The 26066-nt window shown below is 23.3% G+C and carries 19 protein-coding genes and 1 tRNA gene; 3 read left to right on the top strand and 17 right to left on the bottom strand.

Going from position 1 to position 26066, the window contains the following annotated elements; genetic code table 4:
* Positions 1-8: 8 nt before the first annotated feature.
* The 8 genes from NPA14_RS00635 to NPA14_RS00600 form a co-directional block, all read right to left on the bottom strand.
* Entirely contained in the window at positions 9-290 is a 282-nt protein-coding gene (locus NPA14_RS00635) for a hypothetical protein (RefSeq protein ID WP_257076073.1), read from the bottom strand.
* 3 nt (positions 291-293) lie between these two features.
* Positions 294-1277, bottom strand: a complete 984-nt coding sequence (locus NPA14_RS00630; RefSeq protein WP_257076071.1) for a carbohydrate ABC transporter permease — start codon at positions 1275-1277, stop codon at positions 294-296.
* A complete protein-coding gene (locus tag NPA14_RS00625) occupies positions 1216-2286 on the bottom strand; it encodes a carbohydrate ABC transporter permease (RefSeq protein WP_257076069.1) in 1071 nt (356 codons plus the stop codon). The genes NPA14_RS00630 and NPA14_RS00625 overlap by 62 nt, the downstream gene beginning before the upstream one ends.
* Entirely contained in the window at positions 2276-4360 is a 2085-nt protein-coding gene (locus NPA14_RS00620) for an ABC transporter ATP-binding protein (RefSeq protein ID WP_257076067.1), read from the bottom strand. Before NPA14_RS00620 ends, NPA14_RS00625 begins: the two co-directional genes overlap by 11 nt.
* A gap of 51 nt (positions 4361-4411) precedes the next feature.
* The gene (locus NPA14_RS00615) at positions 4412-6010 is read right to left on the bottom strand and encodes a thermonuclease family protein (protein WP_257076065.1); all 1599 of its coding nucleotides are present in this window, start codon (positions 6008-6010) and stop codon (positions 4412-4414) included.
* An 81-nt stretch (positions 6011-6091) separates the two neighbouring features.
* Complete coding sequence (locus NPA14_RS00610) at positions 6092-8449, bottom strand: P68 family surface lipoprotein (RefSeq protein ID WP_257076064.1); 2358 nt, start codon at positions 8447-8449, stop codon at positions 6092-6094.
* Between the two features lie 314 nt (positions 8450-8763).
* Positions 8764-10533, bottom strand: coding sequence for an MATE family efflux transporter (locus NPA14_RS00605; protein WP_257076063.1), 1770 nt, complete (start codon positions 10531-10533; stop codon positions 8764-8766).
* Positions 10534-10604: 71 nt separating this feature from the next.
* Positions 10605-10680: transfer RNA gene (locus NPA14_RS00600), tRNA-Thr, on the bottom strand.
* Between the two features lie 162 nt (positions 10681-10842).
* Between NPA14_RS00600 and NPA14_RS00595 the strand changes: the two genes are divergently transcribed.
* On the top strand, positions 10843-18873 hold the full coding sequence (locus tag NPA14_RS00595; RefSeq protein WP_257076062.1) for an ABC transporter permease: 8031 nt from the start codon (positions 10843-10845) through the stop codon (positions 18871-18873).
* 1 nt (position 18874) lies between these two features.
* On the top strand, positions 18875-19837 hold the full coding sequence (locus NPA14_RS00590) for an ABC transporter ATP-binding protein (protein WP_257076060.1): 963 nt from the start codon (positions 18875-18877) through the stop codon (positions 19835-19837).
* A gap of 92 nt (positions 19838-19929) precedes the next feature.
* On the opposite strand, the gene NPA14_RS00585 is transcribed toward NPA14_RS00590, so the two are convergent.
* From NPA14_RS00585 to NPA14_RS00565, 5 genes are read right to left on the bottom strand one after another with little or no spacing between them, the layout of a single operon-like run.
* Positions 19930-20358: a hypothetical protein gene (locus tag NPA14_RS00585; RefSeq protein ID WP_257076058.1), complete on the bottom strand. Its 429-nt coding sequence runs from the start codon at positions 20356-20358 to the stop codon at positions 19930-19932.
* The gene (gene ylqF / locus NPA14_RS00580; protein WP_257076056.1) at positions 20351-21199 is read right to left on the bottom strand and encodes a ribosome biogenesis GTPase YlqF; all 849 of its coding nucleotides are present in this window, start codon (positions 21197-21199) and stop codon (positions 20351-20353) included. The genes NPA14_RS00585 and ylqF overlap by 8 nt, the downstream gene beginning before the upstream one ends.
* The gene (locus tag NPA14_RS00575; protein WP_257076054.1) at positions 21189-21437 is read right to left on the bottom strand and encodes a hypothetical protein; all 249 of its coding nucleotides are present in this window, start codon (positions 21435-21437) and stop codon (positions 21189-21191) included. The genes ylqF and NPA14_RS00575 overlap by 11 nt, the downstream gene beginning before the upstream one ends.
* Complete coding sequence (locus tag NPA14_RS00570) at positions 21438-22178, bottom strand: RNA methyltransferase (RefSeq protein WP_257076053.1); 741 nt, start codon at positions 22176-22178, stop codon at positions 21438-21440.
* Positions 22159-22698 carry a tRNA (cytidine(34)-2'-O)-methyltransferase gene (locus NPA14_RS00565; RefSeq protein WP_257076052.1) on the bottom strand — a complete coding sequence of 180 codons (540 nt, stop codon included), beginning with the start codon at positions 22696-22698 and terminating at the stop codon, positions 22159-22161. Before NPA14_RS00565 ends, NPA14_RS00570 begins: the two co-directional genes overlap by 20 nt.
* A gap of 120 nt (positions 22699-22818) precedes the next feature.
* On the opposite strand from NPA14_RS00565, the gene rpoE reads away from it, so the two are divergent.
* A complete protein-coding gene (rpoE, locus tag NPA14_RS00560; protein WP_257076051.1) occupies positions 22819-23070 on the top strand; it encodes a DNA-directed RNA polymerase subunit delta in 252 nt (83 codons plus the stop codon).
* A gap of 41 nt (positions 23071-23111) precedes the next feature.
* Here the strand turns inward: rpoE and NPA14_RS00555 are convergent, their stop codons facing one another.
* Genes NPA14_RS00555 through NPA14_RS00540 form a run of 4 tightly spaced genes read right to left on the bottom strand, consistent with a single transcriptional unit; the run spans position 23112 to position 26058 of the window.
* A complete protein-coding gene (locus NPA14_RS00555; RefSeq protein WP_257076050.1) occupies positions 23112-24107 on the bottom strand; it encodes an NAD(P)H-dependent glycerol-3-phosphate dehydrogenase in 996 nt (331 codons plus the stop codon).
* Complete coding sequence (locus NPA14_RS00550) at positions 24100-24516, bottom strand: hypothetical protein (RefSeq protein WP_257076049.1); 417 nt, start codon at positions 24514-24516, stop codon at positions 24100-24102. The genes NPA14_RS00555 and NPA14_RS00550 overlap by 8 nt, the downstream gene beginning before the upstream one ends.
* Positions 24516-25307, bottom strand: a complete 792-nt coding sequence (gene rsmA, locus NPA14_RS00545) for a 16S rRNA (adenine(1518)-N(6)/adenine(1519)-N(6))-dimethyltransferase RsmA (RefSeq protein ID WP_257076048.1) — start codon at positions 25305-25307, stop codon at positions 24516-24518. Before rsmA ends, NPA14_RS00550 begins: the two co-directional genes overlap by 1 nt.
* The gene (locus NPA14_RS00540) at positions 25288-26058 is read right to left on the bottom strand and encodes a TatD family hydrolase (protein ID WP_257076047.1); all 771 of its coding nucleotides are present in this window, start codon (positions 26056-26058) and stop codon (positions 25288-25290) included. The genes rsmA and NPA14_RS00540 overlap by 20 nt, the downstream gene beginning before the upstream one ends.
* Between the last annotated feature and the right edge of the window lie 8 nt (positions 26059-26066).

The raw sequence follows: 26066 nt of genomic DNA, 5'->3' as shown, positions 1-26066 counted from the left end.
AATAGCTCCTATAGAATTGCATTATATGATCAACTTTTGAAACCAGCATAAGAAATGTAAGATCCCATTAAAATAATCACAGTTGAAAAAGCAATTCCTCCAATTGAATAAGAAATTTGTACTCTAGCACTAGAAACATATGCTGTTTCTAAAATAACAAATTCACGGTTGGCTTCAATTATATAATTTGAATTTTTAATTATTATTGAACATAAAATTAAAACTACTATAGCAATAATAACTAAAATAAATCAAAATATTGTTTTAAATTTAATATTTGCTTTATTCATATTTTATCCTTTAATTGTGCTTCCTTGTCTTGAAATAGATGCCATAATACGTTTTCTAAATAATAAGTAGAAACCAAACATAGGCGCTATAGATAAAATTGCTCCAGCAAGTTTTATACTTCTTAAAGTAATTACTTGACCATCCTCTTGTAGTACAGAACCAACATCAAATAATCATAATGATAAAACTTTTAAATCTCCATTTGCAACTAATGAAGGTCATAAGAAGGAATTTCATGAAGCCAAAGCAGTTAAAATTACCACAGTTAAAGTAGTAGGAGAAACCATAGGAACAGCTATTTTAAAGAAATATCTTGCTCCTACAGCTCCATCAACAGTTGCAACTTCTTTTAATCTATTAGGAATAGCTGAAAAAGCGTTTCTATACATTAAAGCTGTAAAAATAGAAGCTATAAAAGGTAAAGCTATAACAGAAATAATCCCTGTAAAATAATTTCTAATATGTGTTACTTCATCTAATAAAATAATTACTCTATATTGTCCTGATAATAATGCCACTTCAGGTAATACTAATAAAGCCATAAATAGACTTCATAAAACGTTTTTAAATTTTCATTTTTTTAACGAAAATGCATAACCAGCAATCATTGTAACAAAAGTTTTAACAACCACTGAAAATAATACATTTGTAAAAGTTAAAAAGAATGCATCAAAGTATTTAGTTGATGAAGAAGCAGTCGTTGCGGCAACTGCAAAGTTTGATCAAGTTCATTCTTGTGGAATTAACGTAAAAGTTGTTTTAAGAGCATCTGCTTGTTCTCTAGGCATTAATGAAACCATAATCATAAAGAAGAAAGGGAATAAAATTATTAATGAAAATAAAGCTAAACCAAATAATTTTAATCCCAAACTAATAATTAAAAGACTAATTTTAGTTTCATGAACCTGTTGAGTAGCAATTTCTCTACTTTTTCTGAGCTTTATATTCGATCATCACTTTTGAATCTTTAATCCGATTTCAAACATTGAATTCTCCTTTATTTAAAGATACTCTTAAAATAGTATTGAACCCACCACGAATAAGTGATGAATAAAACACACCAATAAGGAATAAACATAAAGCAGCCGAACCAGCAAGAGGGAAATTAGCAGCTTTAGTAAATCTATAAACAATAAGCATTAATGATGATGCACCATTAATAATTGCATCATTAGGTACATTGTTAAAAATAGCTAGTGGGAATACTTTTGTACCATTAATAATCCCCATTGTAATTAAAAATTTAGTAGTTGATTTAATTGAAGGTAAAGCAATTGTGAAAAATTGTTTTACACTTCCAATACCATCAATTGAAGCAGAACGATATAAATTTTTATCTACTGAAAGCATAGCGGTAGTTGCAATTAAAATATTAAAAGCCAAACCATTTCAAATACCTTGAGTAACAATAGGTAATAACGCTCTAAATGAGAATTGATCTCCTGATTCTAATCAACCATATGTTCCTAAATTAAATACTTCATTCACAAAACCAACAGGTGAATAAATTTGTGAAAAGAATAAAGCAACTGCAACAGCATTAGTCATATATGGTAAGAAAAAGATTGTTTGTCAAAATCCTCTAGCTGCTTTTCTAATAACATTAGCAATTAAAGAACTTATTAATAAAGAAATTGAAATTACAAATGGTAAAACAATCAAACCATAAATAATTGAATTCCTAAAACCAACAGCAAAAGCAGGGTCATTAAGAACAGATAAAAAGTTATTAAAGGTAAAATAATATCTTTGATTATCATCTAATTGAAAAAATGCATTTCTAATATTCAAAAATAAAGGAATAATAGTGAAAAAGGTAATAATAATCAAAGTTGGTAATAACATACCTAAAGGTTTATAAAACTCAATCGGTTTATCAATAATAGAACCTGATAATGATTGAGCACGATTTTCACTTTGTTTTTTAGCGCTTAGTTTATATAGAAAAGGAAATTTAAAAGCAACTTTGGATCATACTTGGTTACTAAATTTCATATTCTACTCTTCTTTCAGTTAATTCATCGAATAAGTGAAGACGATCTTTAGGCATATCGAAGTAGATAGTATCTCCTACTTTATAATTTAAACGATTATCAATTAAGAAATTAGCTTGGAAACTTTCTTCTACTTTTACAATTAATTTACTTTCTTTACCAAAATTTTCCACCGCTTTAACAATTCCATGGAACATTCCAGTTTCTTGATCTTTTATAATAAAATCTTCAGCTCTTATACCAACTGCAAAAGTAGCTTTATCAACATTATTAATTTTTATACCACTTATAGTTTTATCAAAAATTGTTAAAGTATCATTGCTATAAGTTGCTGGGAACATAGCCATTTCAGGCATACCTAAGAAACGAGCAACAAATTTATTTTTCGGTTTTCTATAAAGTTCCATAGGTGTACCAATTTGTTGAACTTTAGACATAGACATACATACAACAATATCACTAATTGACATAGCTTCTTCTTGATCGTGAGTAACAAAAACAGTAGTAATTCCTAATTTTTGTTGAATTTCACGAATTCATTGACGCGTTGAAATACGTAATTTAGCATCTAAGTTAGATAATGGTTCATCCATTAATAAAATTTGTGGTTTTTTAACAATAGCTCTGGCAATAGCAACACGTTGTTGTTGTCCACCAGACAATCTAGTAGGTTTTTTTTGTAAAATAGGAAGAATTTCAACTCTTTTAGCCACTTCCATAACTTCTTCATGAATTGCTCTTCTAATAGTTACATTATTTTTTGATCATTGAGCTATTTCTTCTCTTTGTTCCTGAGTTAAATTAGCATCTTTTCTTTGTTTATCACTCAACATTACTTGATCTAAATTATGTTCTTTAGCTAGAGTTTGAAATAAATCTGTAAATTTTTTATAAGCTAAATATACTTGCAATTTATTATTTCTCACCAATTGAGAAGTAAAAGATTTATCTGTTTTTAATTCTTTATATGCTTGTTTAGCTTCTTTTAATTTAATTTTTTTATCTTTTATTTTAGGTTCATATTGAGTAATCACTTTACTTTGATTATTAAAATATTTATAGTAAAGTAAATTTTTCATTAATCGATTTTCTATTTTTAATAAAGTTAATTTAGTTTTAACAGAAAAATTAGTTTGATCTTCTTTTCTTATTTGAACTAATTTATTTTGTACTTGTTCAATTAATTCTTCTGCTTGTTGAGAATCTAAAGGTTTTATTCTTTTTAACTCATCTATTTCAACATTTATAAATTCTGATTGAGAATAATTTTCTTCCGGTAATAATTCACCTGTATTTTTAAGTAAAACTAATTCTTCATTCAAAAGAATTTTTTTAGATTCGTATGATTTTTTAAGACTTTCTAAACCTTTAAGCACTTCTTTAGAAACAGCAGAAAGAGCAGCTGTATAATGGACTTTATCCATTTTATAATTAGTTTCAGCTTTTTCTAATTCTTCTCTTTGGTTAATTAATTTATTAGTTAATTCTAAAGATGTTTCTTGTGCAATATGGCCATAAACAAATCATAATTTTCTCAATTTAGCAATTTGTTCTTCGCTTACACCTAATGATTTTAAGTAAATATATTTAATTTCATTTGTAGCAGTTTTTCTTTTAAAAATTACTTTATTTTGTCATTCGATATCATTTTTAAGAGGAAATGCTATATTAGCATAAACACTCATATGTGGATAAAGTGCATAATTTTGGAAAACGAAACCTAATTTTCTTCTTTGTGGAGGCAATTTGGTTACATCTTTACCTCTAAAATATACATTTCCACTTGTAATGGTTAATAAACCAGAAATAGCATTTAAAGTTGTAGTTTTACCTGATCCTGACGGACCTAATAAGGTAACTAAGGCTCCTTCTGGAATTTTGAAACTAACATCATCAACAGCTAAAGTTTCTCCAAAATCTATAAAAATATTTTTTAATTCAATAGCTGGATGATTCTTTTTATTTTTCTCATCAGTTAATTTTTCAGTAAGTCTTAAATATTCCTGTTCATCGTTTTCAGTGAACTTAGTATATTTAGATTTTACTAAACTATTAAGTTTTTTAATTATTTTCATTTTTTCCTTTAATTAATTATTAATAAACTTAAATTGAATTAGTTTGTTATTTTATTTTTGATTGTGTAAGTTAATATATTTCTCATATCAACCAGTATTATAGATATTAAGATCAGAATTTTTATCTAATCAAGCAAATACTAACGAAGGTTTTTGTATATAAATTGTTGAATTAACTGCATAAGCATCAAGAAAATTAACATAAAATCCTCTTCTCGCTGCTATTGCTTCATTAAATGCATCAGCTAAATAAGGCACAGTATAGTGTAAAGCTGTTGATTTATTATTTAATGCTCCTTTAATTTCTTGAATTTCAATCAACGGTAAGGTTAAACCAGCATTAATTAATTCAGTAGAATAATTATATTCAAAATTATCTCCGAAAAATACTTCCCCAGTATATCTGCCAAAAGTATCTTTTGATCCTGCTCCTTGAAAAAATATTTTAATTCTTGTTCCTGCAGGTAAATTATCCATGGCAAATTTTGAAGGTAATTCTGCGTATTGATATTCAAATTCAGTTGATCTATTTGAACCAACACTTTTTTCAGGAGTATCAATTGCAACAATTCTTAAACGATGAATTTCTTGATTTACAAAAGAATCATGAAATTCATTATATAACACTGAATCAGCATCAATATCTTTTGCAACTTTAAAGTTTAAAGTATCTCCATCTGATCAAGAAGTAATTTCAGCGTCAATAGAAATATTTTTTAATTGATTTCAATCAATTTTAATTGGTTTAGCTATTGATTTATTAAATTTAGTATCAATTTTATCTAATAAAGAAAAGTTAATTACAGTATCATAATAATTAGAAGTTTGAGCACCTATAAGTAGAACTCATTTATTATCAACTAATGTATATGTACTTCATTCAATGTTTCTTGTAGTTTGAAGATCTTTATTAGTTTCTGTAGTTCTTTCATTAACATTGACTAATTTATTAGATGAAAGATAATTACCATGATAAACCAATAAATACTTTTTATTATCTGAAGCAGTATAACTATAATATTTATTTTCTACTAAATAATTAGGTACAACATAACTATTGTCCTTTTCTAAACCTTTAATTTTTAATTGAATATTTGCATCTTGAATTGCTTTATTTAATTCTGATTTATTAAAACCACTAATATTAGTTTCGACTCTTGAATTATCAATGTAATGTCCTGCTACTTTTGTTAAAGTATATTTATAATAGTTATCTTCTGGATAAATATTATAGATAGAACTATCAGAATTTTCAGCAAAAGCAATTTGATAATTATGTGTGTGAATCTCGTAATCTTCAGCTTTTACAGAAGAATTATTAGATTGTCCTGGATTAACAATGGTTTCTACTTGTGAATTTTTATATTTTAAATTGTAAGTAACAATAGTAGTACCATTATTAAAAGTGATAATAGCTTGGGAATTAACTTTATCTTTTATTCCTAGCGCTTTATTGATAGGAGTAGATAAGAATTCGCTTCTACCATTTAATCTAAGATTAATATTTTGAATATTTTCTTTATCTTCTTGAACTGGATTATATGTGTATTTATCATTATTATTTTCACACGCTATAAAAGAAGTTAAAGAAAACAAAGGTACTGAAATTATTGAAACAGGTAAAAGTAGTTTTTTAAAATTACTTTTCATTTTACCTCATTTCATAAATAAACACGATAGCAGAGCTATCATGTTTAATTTTATATATTTTTATATATTTAACAAACTTAATTATTGGAAAATATCTTTAGCTTGTGCAAGAATTTTATCAACAATTTCAGTTTTATATGATCCTGATAAATTACCACTATTTACTATAGCTTTAGCATAAGAAATAAAAGTACTTTTTAGAGCGTTTCTAAATTCATTAGCTTTTGGATCTCCAATTTCTGAATATGAAACTCAATTATTTCCGGTTGTGTCAGCTTCAACAACTTTTTTGAAATTATCATGTGTTACTTTTAAATAAGCATTAAAATCTTCAGTGTTTTTAGTTGTAAAATCACTTGAAGGAAATACATATGATCCAGTTGCTGAAAGAATATCCATTGGTTTACCAGTTTTTTTATCAAATTTAGGATCTTCTTGTGTACTATTTCTAGCCTTAATATCAAATTCATATTCTTTATTTGAAAGTAAGAATTTAACAAATAATCTAGTAGCATTATCTACTTCATCGTTTACATGAACGCCCATAAATGAAGGACCTTGTAGATATGAAACTTTTGGATCACTATCTTTTTCTCATTTATTTGCTGTATCAAAAACAAACAATTCATTTTGGTTTAATACTTGAGTTCCTTTTCTTGTAACTGTCTTAATTTTAGAAACGGTATCTTTAGTATAATAAGCTACAAATTCAGCTCCTTCATTTTGTTTACGACTAGAAGTTACAGTACCTAATTTTACAAAATTAGTATCTTCCTTAGCAAGTTTTTCAGCTGCTTCTAAAGAAGCTGCATCAGTGGTAGAAAATAAATATAATCCATATTTGTTATTTTGCGAAGTAATGTTAGAAGTTTCTGCAAATTTGTATAATTCATCAAATTTAGCTTTTTCTGTTTCACCATGTACAAAATATGAATATCTATCTTGATGTGGATCATTTACTAAAGTAGGTGAAATCTCATCAGTTTTATAAATTCCATTTTGTGGGTATCTGCTGTAATTTGTTGTGATTTTAAGATATTTTTTACCTTGTTCTTCTTTAAGGAAGAATCTTTCTCTTTTTACTGCAGCATATTGTTTACCTTCATGTTCAATGACATATTCAGTTGTTGATCTGTTGTCTTGAACAAAGTTGTTTGTATATCCAGCAGTTGAACCGATACCTAAAGCAAATTTATGATTACGTTGATCATTAGAAGTATATTCTCCATCACCTTTAAGTACTACAGCACCAGTTTTAATCGCATCACCAAGAATTTGGTAGAATTCTTGCATTTTAGTACCAACTAATGATTCAGTATTTCTAATTGGTGAATAGTCAGCTAAAATGTTACCACCTTCTGTTTTGGTTCTAACAAGCATTTCAGATGTATCGGCACCTACAGCTGAGAAAATTACTGTTTGTAAAAATCCTGCTATATCATCTATACCTAAAATATGAAGTTGTGATTTTGCGTCCACAGCATTTTTAAATAATTTTTTAGCTTTTTGAGCAAAATCTATTAATGGTTTAAATGTTGTAAAGGTTGAATCTTTAATTGTATAACCACTTAAACTTTCAGCATTTTCAACTTTTTCGCCTCAAAGTTGTTTTACAGATTCTCTATCTCCTTGACCAGCTGCTTTAATAGCATCTCATTGAGATAATTCAATTTTTGCGCCTAAAGATTCCATTGTTTCAAGAATGTATGATAACACAGGAGAGTTAACACCTTGCACATTTGATGAAACTAAACCTGGAATAACTCATGTACCTTGATTTGAAATATATGATGTTCTTTGGTTAGCAACAGTAAAATTGTGATTAAAATCAGTTAAAGTATTTCTTAAATATTCATCTTCGCTATCAAAGTTTAGCAACATACCTGATTCTGCTAAATTTGAAGCAACAACTGGATAGTTTAAAATAACACTAACTAATTCTTGTCTATTCTTATTACTTACCATATTTCTAATAGATTCAGCACCTGCATTGTATCCACCAGAACCTAAACTTTTTATTTCAACAGTTCTATAGTAACTTAAGAATTTTTCATATTCTTCTTTTTTAGTTTTTTCATCTTCTGTTAAGTCATTTTCTGATTTTTTATTTCAAGCATCAACTTGATTTTTTCAGTTAGTTGCAATAGCATTATATCTATCGATTATTCCTTGCAACGCATTTCATTGAGGACCATCTTGTGAGAAAGTAACTCCGATACGAACGTTTTTAATATCTGGTGAATCATATCTTTTAGCTAATGATTGAGGAGAATTATTAGCATACAATGAATAATTACTAATTGGTTTTTTTTCATCAATTGGTTTTTTTTCATCAATTGGTTTTTTGGTTTCATCAGTACATGCTACAGCCAAGGCAAGTGGCGAAAGCACTCCGGCTAAAGTAGCAACTGCAAACATTGATTTTTTAAATTTATTCATAAAATAATTTACCTTTCGCTTTTTAGAATTTATTTATTCTTTTAACTTATTTATTAATTATTTCATTAACATTTTATATGTTATTTTTTATTTATAAAAAAGAAAATTAAAAAGAGTGTTTTTAGTCTGAAAAAAAACTTTATTTTTCAGTTTTAATATAAAAATTATCAAAAAATTTATTTAATAAATAATTAAAAAATATTTAGAATTTTTCAAAAATAGACAAAAAGAAGGAAAAAAACATCTTTTTTTATCTTTTTCCTTCTTTTTGTCTATTTTTGAAATTTAAAAAAAACAATATTTTGAAAAATAAACTAAATATTTTCTTTTTCTATGGTTGCAAAAAATTTATGTTCTATTTTTCTTGATCAACTGATTTTATTTTGATCAATTTTAGGTAATTTTTTGCTTATGTAATAGTATGAATAACTTAAAAGAATTAATGAAGCAAATAAAGTATTAAAAATAAACGCTCCAATAATAATTCAATTAGCAGTTTCTTTTACTAAATTACTATTATAAACACTATATGCTATACCTATACCTATGGGAATAATTATTAAAAAAGTTATAAAATTTTCTAATGAAGTTGCTAAAATGGATTTTTCAATATTATTTGTTCCTTGAAAAACTAATAATGAACTAACAGAAAAACAAGTTGCAATAATTCTTAATGTTAAAATTCTTATAAAATTAGCTGTATCTTTAATTAAATTTTCATCTACATTTAATGCTAAAACTCATAAATTACCAGCAGTTATAGCAACAAAAATATAAACTATCACAGCATAAACAACTGAAACCAAGAGAGTTCATAAATATATTTCTTTACATCTTTGAAAATCTCTTCTAGTGTAATTGTATGATAATAAACTTCTAGCACCATCACTTATACCAAAAATAGAAATTAAAAATAAAGTAATTATTGGTGTTGCTTTAGCTCAATAAAATTGAAAATGAATTGGATCGGCAAAGGATGGCTTAGATAAAACAATATTTATCATAGCAAAAGAAAAAGCTACACCAAAAGATCTAATAAAACCACTTAAACCAAGCAATATAGTAGGTATAAGTAAATCTTTATTAAATTTAAATTTAAATTTAAATAAAACACCAAGATTCATTTTTAAATGCTTTTGTTTACTTTTTAAATAAGTATAAATTAAACAAGCACTTAAATTAAAAATTCAACCAATAATTGTTGCTAATACTCCGCCTAAAACGCCCATTTTAAAAACTATTATAAAAACAGCATCTAAAGCAATATTTATTAAATTAGCCCCTATACCTATTCACATTACATAAGTATTAAAACCTTCTGCTCTTATAAAATAAGAAAATAATGTTACTAAGCCTTGTAAAATAGTTCCTGCTGCATATACATAAACATATTCGTTAGCTCATTGAATACTTAGTTTGTAAGCTGCGTCATAATAATCTTGTAATCTTAATAAATCTGTTTGTGACATTCCTAAACTTTGAGCTCTGTCGATTTCTAAAATCGTTTTTCCAGCAAACAATTGCATTATTCCTGATGTTACAAAAATAAAGGAAAACATTGTAGCTATTAATGATAAAGTAAAAGTAGATCAAAACATTGTCGCTCAAACATTTTTAGTAGCTTTATCTAATTTCTTAGATAAACATTTAGTATAGTAAACTGAAGCTCCAACTGGTATTAAAAAAACTATAGAATTAGAAAAAATAATTAAAGGTTGAAAAGCTGCGTTTGTAGTAGAAACAATTGTGTTAGAAGTTATTCTACCTAATAAATTTAAATGTTTAATCATTCCATTTTCAATGTAAGTTAATTTATTGTAATTATTAAATAGATTTAAATAATCAGAAGTACTTGCTTGGGAAATAGTTAAATAATTAGCAATTTCACCAACTCCATTACTACTTAAAACAGGTTTAGTTTCAGGAACGAATTGCTGTATAAAAACTTGATCAACAAAAGAATATAAACCAATCATTAAAGTTAAAATTAATGATGGTAAAACAACTATTCATATTGCTTTTTTAATTGGCATTTGAGAAAATAATAACTCAGCTCTTGATTCTTTGTTAATAGTTTGTTTCATATAAATTCCTCCTTTCTATGAATAATATAAAAACAAAAGCTTTTTGAGCTTCTGTTAGATGTTAAAACAAATGGTGCCGACAACAGGACTTGAACCTGCGACCCCATCCTTACCATGGATGTGCTCTACCTGCTGAGCTATGACGGCTTAATATCTTTAATATTATAATATTTTTTTAATTTAAACTAAATATTATTAAAAATTTATATTCATAAGGTAAAATTTTAAAATAATTAACATTATATTTTATATACTTTAATATGTCTAATTAAAAATATTAATTTTTAATATCCATCATAGAGGTTATTTATGTGAAGATTATTTAAAGAAGTATTTAAATCATTAAGTAAAAATAAAGTCATGGTTATAGGATTAAGTATATTAGTTTTTTTAACTAGTGCAATTTTTACTTTATTAACTAGTGTAAAAAATTCAATGACTAGAAGTTTTGAAAATTATAAAAATTTTTCTAAATTGCACGATATTAATGTTGATTTAAACTTGCCAAATAATGGTTTTGCATTTAATGGAGGTTATTTCATCAATGGAGAAAGTAGTTATGAATTAAACACAAAAGGAAATAATGCAAATTATTCACCTATAGAATATTCTATTGACTTTGAAAAATCTTTTCATAATTCTGCATTTTTAGAATGAAAAAAACAATTAAATCAAACTCAAAAAATTGAATTAGATAATATTATAAATTCTTATAAAAATGATCCTATAGGAACTAATACACTAAGTTTTGAAAATATTAATACTGATTTTATTCCAGCAAATAATATAAAACACAAAGATTTAGAACAATTTAAAAATTTATATTTTGCAAAAAGCGATTTACAAAATTTTTTTAATAATTCTAATTTTTTAGAAAATATTATTTTAAATATTAATGATATAAATAATCCATATTTTAAAATTATTAATAACAATTTTAATTTAAATCTCTATGAATTAACAAATAATAATCAATATAAGAAAAAGCAAACAAAGAAAACAATTGATTTAGAATCTTTAATTGTTTTTGATAAAGATTATCAGATTAATGATTTATTAAGATTAACTACTGATAATGCTAATAATATTTTAGCTTCACAAGTAAGTCCTATTTTTATTAATGTTTACACTAATACTGCTACATTAAATTTTTCTTTAGGTAATAAATGAATTGATGAACAACAAGCAATTAGAATTGAACCAATTAAAATAATGAAATTACTTGGATTTGATAAAGTAAATAATGATAATTATCTTTATAAAAAAATCGAAAACAAAGATTTATCAAATATTTTAATGATAGCTCCTTTTGATAATTTTGATAGTTCAACTAAGTTTAGAAAAGAATTTTTTGCTAAATTATTAATTGATGAAAATAATAATTATGTTAATTCAGATCTCACTTATAAATTTATAACAAATGAAAATTATGGTTTAGATCAAAATTGAATTATTAATCTTAGAAGTAAAAATAATTTTTTAAGAACAAATTATTATATTAGTTACGTTGATAAACTATTATCTTCCATTCCAAAAAGAATCGTAAAAGAAGATAATAGCATCGAAATTGTTGATGAAAAAATATATGCAAAAGATTTATGGACAGGATCTTATAAAACATTTATTGAAAATCTTGGTTCTTCTGAAATAACAAATAGAAATTTAATATGAGATGATATTGAAATTTTTTCTTATTGAACTAAAAAAAGAACTGAAACAGGATTTAAATATATATATGAAAATAATCAATGAAAATTACAAAATAAACCAATTTTTGAACGTGAAACAATTGTACAACTAAATCCTAATTTTGATTTTTTAGATTTAAATTTTGTTAAGTTATTTACAAACGATAAAAGAACTTTGCCAATTACTAATGAAAATAGAAATAAATATTTTATTGAACAAATAAATTCAATGAATATAAAAGAAATTGAAAAATATAATAATCCTTATTTAAAAGATGATTTATTAAATAATGATATAGAATTTTATAATTCGATTAGCCAACAAAATGTTAAAGATAAAAAATTTGAAATAATTCAAAACAATTCTTTAAAATTTACTAGAAATAGTATCGTTGATAAAATAGAAAAGCTTGTTGGAAAAGATAATATTGGTTTAAGAAGAACAATAACCGTTGATGCTGTAGACAATGACGGTGCAAAGAATGTTTATCATTTTATAAATGCAGGGGATGATAAAAGGGAAGTTGAAGGTATAGAACTTAATGTGGGTAAACTTTACAATGAATTATTTAATCCAACTGCATTAAATAATTTCCCAACACATTTAAATATTTTTAACACATTCCAAGTTCCACCAATTGTGGCCGCTAAATTAATTTTAGAAATTCAACAAAATCAATATGTTAATAAAAATTATATTAAAACAGTTATTGATTATGTAAATATTTATGATAACAATATTTATACTGGAGAAATTTCTAATTTAACTAACAAAAAAATTATTTGATTAAATAAATATCAACAAAATCAAAATCAAATAAAAAAACACGATGATTTGCCAAATTATAAAGAATTAAATTTAGCAATATATGAAGTAGATAAAAAATTCTTTTTGGTTAAAGAAATAATAGAAAACAATCAAATTAAATATTATTCTCTTTATCCTAATCAAGATTGAGAAAAAGGCGTTTCAATAAATTATCTAAATAAATGATTTGAGGATAATAATCTTACAATAGCAACAAAATATATAAGAACTGAAGATACAGGTTGAGTTAAATATTCAAATGATAAAGCATATATCCCACTTGCATTTGTTTCAATTAAAAATGAATTAAATCAATTAGTATTAAAAAACAATAGTATTGCACCGTTAGTAAAAGAAGGCGAAAAAATTATTGTAGATTTAGATATTGTTAAAAAAGGTTATATTAAATCTAATATTATTTATAAAATTATTCCTCTTTTAGAAACAGCATTAGATGATGTAAATTTAGCTTCTGTATTAACCACAGGAAAAATATATTCTAAAACAATAAATGATTTTTTAACTAAAATAATTTTTTATTTAACTAATCATAATAACGGAGATCTTTTAAATATTTTAATTAATGATTTTATTGATGCTATAAAAAAAGAAATTTCAACAATAAAAAGCTTAGAAAAACAAAAAGAATATTTAGCAGAACAAATTGATAATCTATTCTTATTATTCAATAAATTAAATAATTCAAAAAGCAATCAAAATTATAATTATGGCAAAATATTTGTAAATTACATAAATGATCCTGTAAAACTTTTTGATTTTATTCAAGAAATAATTAATTCAATAGATACTAAAAATTTTGCTAAACAGTTATTAAATTGATATCAAGAAAATATACAAAGTGAAACACAAGAAATTTTTAGCTTAAATAGAATATTAAATCTTTTAATACCTAATATTAAAGCCAAAAATTTACAAACAGCATTATTAAATTTAATTGATAATTTAAATTTTGAAAATTTATTAGCTAATAATACTAATTCTTTAATAAATACATTTTTAACTAATTACAATTGAAATTCAAATCTTTATTCAATAATAAACAAATTAAAAATTAATAATAGTTTTGATAATTTTAAAAACGGTTTAAAAAATATTATAAATTACTTTGATTTCTTTTATTTCATTGAACAATTTAATACTAATTTTAAATTAATAAATTTTAATAATGATAATAAATTTAATATCTTATATCTAGATAAAGCCAAATTAATAACTTTAAGTATAGAAAGTTTGTTTCATGCAATAGGATCTGATAAAGGTTTTAAAGAAAATATTATTACTTTTTTAAATTTATCAGGCAAAACTACATCTTTTAATTATGATAATCAAACTGTATGAATTCCAGCTAAAGATGATGAAAAAATATCTTTTTATGATTTATTATCTCTTTTAAATCAAGATGATAAAAGTTATAATGTTACTAACGGTAATGAAAATCAAATAAATAGTTCAACACGAAATTTAATATTAGAATTTTTATCATTAAAAAATAATTTAACAAAAAATAGTTTAGATACTATTGAATTTAGAAAATTAACGCTTAATGAACAAAATTTATTAAACTTTTATTTAAATATAAATTCTGATTTTAATAAAAATTATATTCTTGATAAAATAGATAAGATAATTTTATTCCTTAATCAAGCTATTGGTGGAGTTAATTTTGTAACTGATACTAAATTAAAAACTGGAGCAGATTTATTAAATGACGCTAAAAATTTCTATTCGGGAAATTCATTTAGGTTATTATTAAAATCAATTATTGATAATTTAATACCAACAAAACAAATAAATCAATACAGCATTGCTAACCAAGCTTTTAATTTATTTACTCCTTATTTAAAAATGTATCAATTAGAAAATGCGACTTTTGAAGAAACAAATAAATTTGTTAAAGATTTTATTGAATTCGCTATTTCTAATGAAATTTTAGCTTTAAGTAAACAAGAAGATAACAGCACAAATATACCTTTTAATAATTCTACAAATTATTCTATAAATAAATTTATTAATCAACCACTATCCATTGATATTTTTGAATTGAATATAAATAATGAATTTAAAAATTTAGCAGTTAAGCAATTAATTGATATTAATCCTAAATTTAAAAATTTTGTTTTAACTCACCAATTAGAATTGATTTTGCAATTAGGTTATTTTGCTCAAAGTGTTAAATATAGTTCTATAGATGTAAATAATCCTAAAACTAGTGCATATTATATTTTGATTAATAATTTTATTGAAAATTATTTACAAACAAGTGAATTTTTTGATATTAGATTTATTGCTGTTAATTTAGCAAATCAAATTAATACATATTTACCTACAGATATAATTGGTATCTCTTCAACATTATTAAATCCTGTGTTAAGATTACTTTTTCCAGAAATAGCATTATCTTATTTAGTTTCTCAAACACAAACTAGTATTAATGATAATAACCAAATAAATGGCAATTTGGCTTATTTAGTTTTAAACAAAAGAACAAATTTAGAAATTTTAGGTAAAAAAAATTCACCTACTAATACTTTACTTTATGAAGAATTATCACAACATTTAAATAAAGAGTTCAATCAAATACAATCATTTAAAGAAGACAATGGTGAAAATATTACAATTGATTTTAGTTGATTTGAACATACTAAAAATTTAAATACTAAACCTATTTTTGGAATTGACGTTTTACAAATTCAATATGATGTTTTAAACAAAATTTTTGAAGAAATTAATACTGATTATGTCGCTTTTCAGTTGCCAAAATATTTCTTATCTAAAGTGAATTTTGCTTTCTTAGTAAATAATAATAAAAAAATTTATAACGGGAAAATTCCTATAGATATATTATTACCAAATTGAATCGGTGTTACTAAAGATTTTACAGCTAATATCCCTGAAGAATATTTAATTAACATTAACGGATTAAAATTTATTATCATCGGTGAAGAAACTACAGTTGATTATATGTATCCTGTTATAGATGAAAATAATTTACAAGTTGATACTAAACATCAAGCGCTAGTATATGTTAATAATCTTGGTTTTGATAGAGTAAAAGCTGCATATGCAGGCAATGTAGTTAAAGATAATTTGTTAGTAAAAGCTCCGGAAAATTCAAATATTAAAGAATTAAAAAATGAAATAAAAACAATTGTTGACAATTCAATTGTAAATGCTAATAATATAGAAAGAGTTTTTCTTAATAATGAAACTGATTTAATTAATCCTGAAAGAGCTTTAAGAATAAATACTATTACTAATATTATAAAAATCATTTCTGTTTCTACAACAGCTTTAGTTTTATTATTTAGTTTCTTAGTGATTGTTTCAATTATTTTCATTATTCAAAGATATATTAACAGTAAAAATAAAGTTTTAGGTATTTTAATAGCCCAAGGATATACTCGAACCCAAATAGCTTTATCACTATCTGTTTTTGCAATTACTACTGCAATAATTGGAGGGGCTATTGGATATGCCATAGGTAATAGAATGCAGTTTTTAGTTTTAGAAACATTTTCTGGTTATTGAACCTTACCAAAAAACACATTATTATTTAATCCTATAGCTGCTGTTTTAACAATCGTTACACCGTGTTTCATCATGGCAACTATTATCTACATAATTACCTTAATTTCATTAAGAATTAAACCATTAACTTTAATAAATGGTTCTCAATTTTTACCTACAAAAAAATTATTTTATTGATATAGTGCTAAAATATCAAAATTTAATATTAAAACACGTTTTTCTTTTATTTTAAGTTACATTGGAATTTGAAAATTATTATCCTTTGTTATTAGTGTAATTTTAGTAACTACTTCTGCTTTATTTGGAGTTTCAAATAGAGGAGTATTTAATAACACTATAAATTTAACTTACAATAACAGAAATTACAAATATAAATTAAATTTACAAACTCCTACTATTGAGGCCGGTTTATACAAAACATTTAATGGTTCTAATTTGAAAAATTTACTTTATACACCATTAGGATCTTCTTCAGAAATTCAACAGGAATTATGAAATTATCTTGCGCCTGGTTATTCACCAATTGTCAACGCAGACAATAAAAATGGTAATCCTACTATTTTAGATCCTCATGTTATTACTCAATTTAGTTTAGATTTAACATTGGCTAGTGGTGTATCAATTAACCCATGAGATATTTCATATAATTCTTTACCAGATACGCAAAAATCAAAAATTGATTCTTCAAGAAAAATAGTAGGTAATTTATTAGAAGAAACACAAAATAACAAAATAATTGATAATAACAAATACATTTTTATTAATAATCCTAATAAAAATGATGAATTATTATATGTGAATGAAAATAATCATTCTGAAATTAAAAATTATTTTAAATTTACTAATTTATTTAATGATAATAATGGCCATTTTGTTTATATGCAATGAAACGGTAAAGAATATAATGCAATAACTTTAACCACAGATTTAAGAAATGAATATCGTGAATTCTTAGTAGAAGCATATAAAGAATTGCAAAATAAAATTGACCAAGAAACATTAAATTCTAATTTAATCAAAACTGAACCAACTATTAATGACTATTTTATTAGTTTTAGTGGAGTTTATTTTGATAAAAACATGGACGAGACTTTTACATATATTCAAACTAATAAAGGATATATTAACGGCTATAATTTAAATTCAAAATATGTTAAACTAACTGATAGTTCTAATAATGATTTATTTGACCGTTTAAAACAATATAATAAAGAAAATGTTTATCCTTTAATAATAAACGAAGTTGTTGCTAAGAAAAATAAATGAAAAGAAGGCCAAATAATTGATTTAGAAATTCAAAATCATACTAATCGTTATTTAGATAAAATTCTTGATAATAAAAGAGAATTAACCTATCAATTTGAAATAGTTGGTATTAACTCTACTTTTATAAATGAAGAAATGATTACTAGTCAATCAATAGCAAACAACTTAACAGGATTAAAAGATATTGTTCCTAGCGAATTAAATAATTTTGTCCCTTTTAATGGTATTTTAACTAATTCAAATACACCAAAACAAATTATTAATTCTACTTCACTTTATTCTCCAAGTAATTATTGATCAATTCTAACTTCATTTAATACTACTGATAATGATGCTTCAGCTATGTATAAAAGTATTTTTGATCCTCACGGTGGTTTATTTGTAACCAATTTACAAAAAAATAATTTTTCTCTGCAAGAAGCTCAAGAAAAATTAATTAATTTCTTAGAACCAAATACTGAAAATAATAATAAAGACGTTGATAATATATTTGAAGCAAATTTAACAAATGCTAAAGATATTGTTAATAGATTTGCTAATATTTATGATAATACCTTATATTCATTATTAGCTTCAAATTTAGATGCTAAAGATATAGAAGTTAGTTTTGTTAGCAAAATTGGACAAACAGTTAATGATGTTACTACAGGTATTATTTGAATAACAATTTTAATATCATTAACTATTCTTGTTATTATTTCAACAATCATTATTAATGAAAATAAAAAGAATATTGCCATTTGATCTATTCTTGGATATTCAGAAAAAGAAAAAATAAGAATGTTTTTCTCAATATTTATTCCATTTATTATTCTAGCAATCTTAATTTCCATACCTGCTGTTTTATTACTTATATACTTGTTCAATATATTTATGTTGCAAGCTGGTTCAATTGCTCTAATGATATCTCTAAAATTCTCGTATGTAGCTATTGTTTCATTAACGTTCTTTATTATTTTCTTAATAACTACATTTTTAACATGATATTCAATTGGAAAAATAAAAGCTATTCAATTATTGAAAGGTTAAAATGAAAAAAATAAAAAAAACTATTAAAACAAATACTTCAAATTATAAGCTTTTAAATATTCCGACAAATTTAAAAAAATATAAAATAAATTCAAGTAACGTTTGTGATTTTTTAGATAAAATAGATCAAGAAAAACGTAATATTATTGTTTCAAAAAAAATTGCTAAATGTCTAAATTTAAGTGGTAATAAAAAACACAAAACAAATAAAAAAAATAATAGAGCTAAATTAAAAAATAAACCTGATAGCATAATTGAAATTAAAAATGTTACAAAATATTATGTAACAGGACAATTAGTTAATAAAGTTTTAGATAATGTTTCATTAGATATTAAAAAAGGTGAGTTAATTCTTATTTTTGGTGTTTCAGGAGGCGGTAAATCAACTCTTTTGAACCTTATTTCTGGTCTTGATCGTCCTAATAGTGGAGATATTATAGCTTGCAATAAAAATTTACCATTTTTACCCAATTATAAACTAACACTTTTTAGAAGAGATCATGTAAGTTTTATTTTTCAAAGTTATAATTTATTAGATAATTTAAATGCTTACGATAATGCTGAAACAGGAGCTTATTTACAAAAAGATCAAAGAAAAAAAGTTGATATTACTAAATTATTCGAAGAATTTGAATTAAAGGATCAAATGAATAAATTTCCTTCACAAATGTCTGGTGGTCAACAACAAAGAGTATCCATTATTAGAGCTCTAGCTAAAAATGCAGATATTGTTTTTGCTGACGAACCCACTGGAGCATTGGATCCTTCTACTACTAATATTGTTTTAAATACTTTATATAATATAAATAAAAATAATAAAACTACAGTTATTATGGTTAGTCATGATTCTAAGATTAAACCCATGGCTGACAGAATAATAACAATTGCTAATGGTAAAATAGAAAATATTCATGTTAATGAAAATCCTTTGCATCCAAAAGATTTCTACATTCATACAAAATAGTTTAATTTAAAATATAAAAAAACTGATTTTAAAAGTTCTCTTTAATAACAACTTTAAAATAATCAGTTTTTTTATTTTGCATTTTATAGCTATTAAAAAGTAGTATTTAAATCTTCTAACATTTCAATATATTTATAAGGATAACTTTTTAAATGCATAAATATTCAAATTTTAATTAACTTTTTAATTTGAAATTCATTAGAATCATTTTTATTTATTTTTTTCAAAATGTTTAATTGAATAAATAATCCTATTAAAAATATTAAACTAGTAAAACCAAAAATAATAAATAAAATTAAAAAACTAATAATAATAGGAAATTGATTAATTACAGAAGGATTATCGTTTTTTCTAATTAAAATTACTAAAGAAAATATAACTATTGCTCATGAAGCAAAAGTTAAAAATAAAGTGGAAGAAATTACTGTGAAAATACGTAATCTAAAATTTTCATTATTAATTTTAAATACTTTATTTCAAGCAATTATTTTTTCTTCTAAACTATATTTTTTTTTAATCATAAGTTACTCCTTTTAAATTTTTTGTTCATATTATAAATTCTTTATAAACTTTTTCTAAATTAAGTTTATTATTAATTTTATAATTTTTCTTTCTGGCAACATTACTAAAAAAATTATGACAATCTATATCATCTATTTCTTTGTTTTCTATTATTTCATTTCAATAATTAAATACTTTTTCAGGATAAAATTTTACTAATATTTTTAAGAAATTAAAGGCTAAAAAACTATTGGGAAAAATTTTTGATTCAATGGATCCTATCATTAATAATTTAATGGCTGCTTCTTGGTTTTCAAATTTAGGTAGTAAAATACCTGGTGTGTCTAAAAAATACATATTATTTACACTAACTCATTTTTTTACTCTAGTTACACCAGGATAATTAGCTACTTTTAGTGTTTTTTTATTTGATATTAAATTAATCAATGTACTTTTACCAGCATTAGGAATACCTAAAACAAAAACTCTTATTTTTGATAAAATAAATCCTTTATTAATATCTTTGAGTTTTTTTTCTTTTGTCATTTTGTTAATTGAATTAATTATAGTATTTTTATGTTTATTATTTCTTAAATCTAATCAAAGTAATGTTTCGTTTTGAAAACGCTTTTTGATTAATTCTTTTTTATTAGTATCCATTAAATCGCTTTTAGTTATTATAAATAAACGTTTTTTGTTCGAAGCTATTTTGTCAAAATCTTCATTATAAGAACTTATCGGACATCTAGCATCTAAAATTATTATCATCAAATCAACTAAATTAGATATTTCTTTGATTTCTTTCATTGCTTTAGCCATATGTCCAGGATATCAGTTAATTAAAATTTCGTTATCTTGCATTATTTTTTTCCAATTCCAAATTAAGGTTTATTTTTTCTTTTTCCAAAGATAATATTTGCTGATCTTTTTCGTTTATAATTTTTTTAAATTTAACAGACAAACTTTCGTTTTCTTTTATTAAATCTAATGAAAATTTTATTAATTCATCAATAAAAATTTCTACTTCATCTATTTGATATCCATTGATTTCAAAATTAAATTTTTTCTTTTCTAATAATTTATTTAATTCTTTACGCATTTATTTCACCTTTTGTTGATAAATTTCATTTAAAATTATTCCATTAGCAATTGCTACATTTAAACTTTCAAAATTTATAGGTATATAAATAATATAATCAGCAAGAGAATATATTTTTTTATCAATTCCTTTGCCTTCATTACCTAAAACTAAAATTATTTTTTCTATATTTTTATAATTAATTTTGTTATAGGATATACTATTTTTACTTAAAGAAGATATTACAATTTGATAACCTTGTGATTTTAAATTAGTTAATATTTCATAATCATTATTTGCAACATTGAAATAATTAATATGAAAAAAAGCTCCTTGAGTAGATCTTATAATTTTGCAATTATATATATTAATATTAGTAAATAAAGTAGTGAAATTATAAGCCAACATGGTTCTAATAATAGTGCCTACATTACCAGGATCTTGTACATTATTTAAAAATACTATTTGCTTAGTTAAATTAAAATTTTTAGGTTTTTCACAAAGCGCAATTACACCTTCAGGATTTTTTAAATCTGTTATTTTTTTAAAAACATTGTCACTAATTTTAATAGCTTCTGGAAAATGATTTTTATTTTCTAATTCAAATATTTTTTTTACTATTTTTAATTTTAGTGCTTCTTCTACAAGATGATAATTTTCAACTAAAAAATATTCTGATTTTTTTGAGTTTTTTATTTTTATTAAATTTTTAATTGTAGAATTTTGAACGCTAGTAATTTTATTATTTATCTTGTTTGACATATTCTTTAAGAAAATCTTTCCCTTTTTGTACTTCATATAAACTTAAATTCTTAAAATCTAATTGTCTCATAATTTCATAACCTACAATTGCTACAGTATTTGCTAAATTAATAGAACGCATATTTGAAATCATAGGTATTCTCAAACAGTTAGATAAATTTTTAATTAAAATTTCTTTGTCAATTCCTGTAGATTCTTTGCCAAACATTATTCAAATTTCTTTTTTTGTTTTTAATTCGTTTTTATAATCAACATCACAATATGTTTTTTTACCATAGCGAGTTAAATAATAAATTCTTTTTTTACCATAAATTTTTTTAAATTCTTCATAAGATGAATGAATTTCATGCGGAATATCACTTAACAATCTTCCAGCAGCAGGTCTTGATAAAAATTTTGGGTCTAAATCAAAACCAATTGGTTTGATAATATGCAATTTAGCCCCTAACGCATAACATGTACGTATAATATTACCTGTATTCGGTGATATTTCAGGTTCAAATAAAACAATATTTAACATAATTATTCCTTATAAACGTTATTATTAATATTATAATTAAGATATATTAATGCTTGCAAATTTATCGTATAATTATTAAATAAAATTAATCAATTTTGAATTGGGGTAAAAATGAAGACAATGTTAGACATTACTTTAGAATTTGTTAAAACTAATTGTGCTAATTATGAATATGTTACTTTTGAAGAAATATTTAATGTAGTTGAAAAAGAATTAAAAGCAAAATGAGAATTAGAAGTAGAAGAAAAAGAAACTACTTATGAAAATATTAGATTTAATAAAGTAGGAGAATTATATCGTTTATTGACCGTTGATTCACGTTTTGTTAGAAATGTCGATGGACTTTGAACAATAAAATTAGGTTTTAAATAAAATTAGAATTTAATATTTACTGAAATATTAAATTCTAATTTTTAATTTTTCTTTTTAGATAAAAAATCTAATAATAAATCAGCATTTTTGTTTTCAAATAATATTTTGAAAATATTGAATAAAAATGGTAAATCAATTTTTTTATTTCTTAATTTATCATAAAAAATTAAAGCATTTCTATAACCTTCAACTGTCGTTTTATTTTCTTCTAAAGCTTGTTGTATACCTTTTTGATAAATTTTAATACCGAAAGAATAATTGCGACTTTTTTCGGATGTACAAGTTAAAAAAGTATCTCCAATTGAAGCAAAATTTATACCTATATCTTTTTTTGATTTTCCAAAAAGAAATTCTCTCAATAAAAACATTTCTTTAATTGCAACTGTCAATAATGCGGCTAAAGTATTTCTACTATCACTAATATTACTTAAAATACCCATACCTATTGCATAAACGTTTTTTAGTGAGGCAAATAATTGTGCTCCATTTTCATCTTGATTAGTTACAACTGAAAAATAATTATTATTAAATAATGCACTAACCTTTTTTAAATAATTATTTTTCTTGCCTACAACATTAACCATTGTAAATTCATTATTAAAAACTTCTATTGCAAAGGAAGGTCCTACTAAAGTGCAAAAATTTTTTAAATTTTTTCCAAATTCATTAGTTAGTGTTTGAGAATAAAAGTTTCTAGTTTTGGAATCAATACCTTTTGCTACATTTATAATATTAATTTTTCTTTTTTTAATTATTTCTTTAATTTTCGGAATAACATTGTTAAAAGCTTCAGAAGGAACAGCCAAAATCAAAAATTCACTATTTTTTAAAGCTTTTTTTAAATCATTTGTTGCTCAAATATTTCCTTCATTATTAAATTTTTTATTCAAAAAATATTTTTTATTCATTCCATTATTTATATCATCAATTTCACTTTGATTTATTCCTCACATTTTTATATTGTGATTATTATAAGCCAAAACTGAAGCTAAGGCACTAGCAAAAGCTCCTGTACCAATAAATGTAATTTTACTCATTTTTACCTCTGTTATTTGAAATTGGTTTTAAAGCTGAAAAATTAAATTGCATTATGCAATGATAACGATAAATTTTTAAAGCTGTTTTTTCATTTTTAAAGGCTGTTTTTAAAGAAACTACCATTAAAATAAAACTTATTGTTGTTCAAATAATCAAAAATAAAATCAAACTGGCTAAAAAAGTTAAAATAATTAAAATTACATATTTAGAATTATTATCTAAACTTTGATCAAATTTATTTACTATATGTGGAGCAACAAAAAACATCAACGCCACAATTATTTGCATAATAAAGAAAATAATTTTAGTTGTTATTAATTTTTTATAATTATTATCTTTAAAATTAGCTTTTTTATAAGTATTTAGCATTTCATAAAAATCATATTCATAAATGTGATTAATATACATTAGTCCTCTTTATATTTTTCTAATAATGAAAAAAGTTTTAAAATAAGATCTAAATCTAATTGTTGTATTCTTACATTAGAATTTAGTTTCAATTCTTGAAAAGCTTTTTGAATTGTATTTTCTTTATATTTTTGTTTCAAAGAATAATTTAATTTTTTTCTTCTAGCAAAAAAGCAAAGTTTAAAAAAATCTTTTAAAGTTTCATAATTATCATTTTTAATTTGTTTAAATTTAAATTCTACTATTGCTGAATCTACTTTTGGAGAAGGATTAAATGCATTTTTACTTATTAAAAAATGTTTTTTAATATTTGCAACGTATTGAGCAGTAATTGTTAATTTAGAATAATTGACTGTGTTGTATTTAGCCACTAAACGATCAGCTACTTCTTTTTGCATCATTATTATTGCTCTTTTAAATAAATGTCTGTATTCAAATATTTTAAGCAAAATTTCGCTAGTTATATTGTAAGGAATATTACCTACAATTTCATAATCATTAAATGGGGTTAAATCTATTTTTAAAAAATCTCCTTTAATCAAGTGTTTTTCTTGAAGAATTTGATTTTTTAATAAATAATCAATCATTTGATTATCAATTTCCAAAGCTTTAAATTCTGTGCATTCTTTTACCAAAAATTTACTTAATGCTCCTAATCCAGGACCAATTTCTAAAATTTTTTTATTTTTACTTTCTACTAGATCAATAATTCTTTGAATAATTTTTTTATCGATTAAAAAATTTTGCCCAAATTTTTTCTTTGCCTGTATATTATTTTTTTCTAGAAACATTTAAATTAAATAATTCCTTAGCATTTTTTACAATTTGATCTGCAAATTTTTCTACTGGCATTTGTTTAATACCAGCAATATAAGTTGTAATATAAATAACGTAATTTGAATAATTCATTTGACCTCTTTTTTGTGCTGGACTTAAATAAGGAGCGTCTGTTTCTGTTAGAATTCTTTCAACTGGTAATCAATTCAAAACATCTAAACTATCTTGATTATTTTTATAAGTTATCACACCACTAAAACTAAAATAACAACCTAAATTGTAAAATTTTTTAGCTCATTCTAAATTCCCACTGTAAGTATGAATCATAAATTTAACATCTGGATATTCTTTTATTATTTCATATAAATCTTCATAAGCATCACGCATATGAATAACTACTGGTAAATTATATTTTTTAGCTAATTCTATTTGAGCAATAAATGATTCTTTTTGAATTGCTTTAGGAATATCTCAATGATAATCCAATCCAATTTCTCCAATTGCTACAATATTATTGTCTAATTGTTTTTCTAATTCAAGAGCATCGTTTTTACCAGTAACTTCAGTAGGATGCACACCTATAACTGCAAAGGTATAATCATACTTTTGACAAATTTTTTTGACTTCCTCATTTTCTTTTAAAGAACATCCAGTTACAAGCATAACTCCTACACCTTTATTTTTAGCTTTTTCAATTACATCAAAATTATTTTGATAATATTCTTTTATCGGATGCGTATGAGCATCAACATATTTAATTCCCATTCTTTCCT

It is taken from the genome of Mycoplasma sp. 1018B (genome assembly GCF_024582675.1).
In the GTDB taxonomy this organism is placed as follows: domain Bacteria; phylum Bacillota_I; class Bacilli_A; order Mycoplasmatales; family Metamycoplasmataceae; genus Mycoplasmopsis.
The sequence above is the reverse complement of the archived record's forward strand: the minus strand, read 5'-3'. Positions and strand labels throughout refer to the sequence as shown.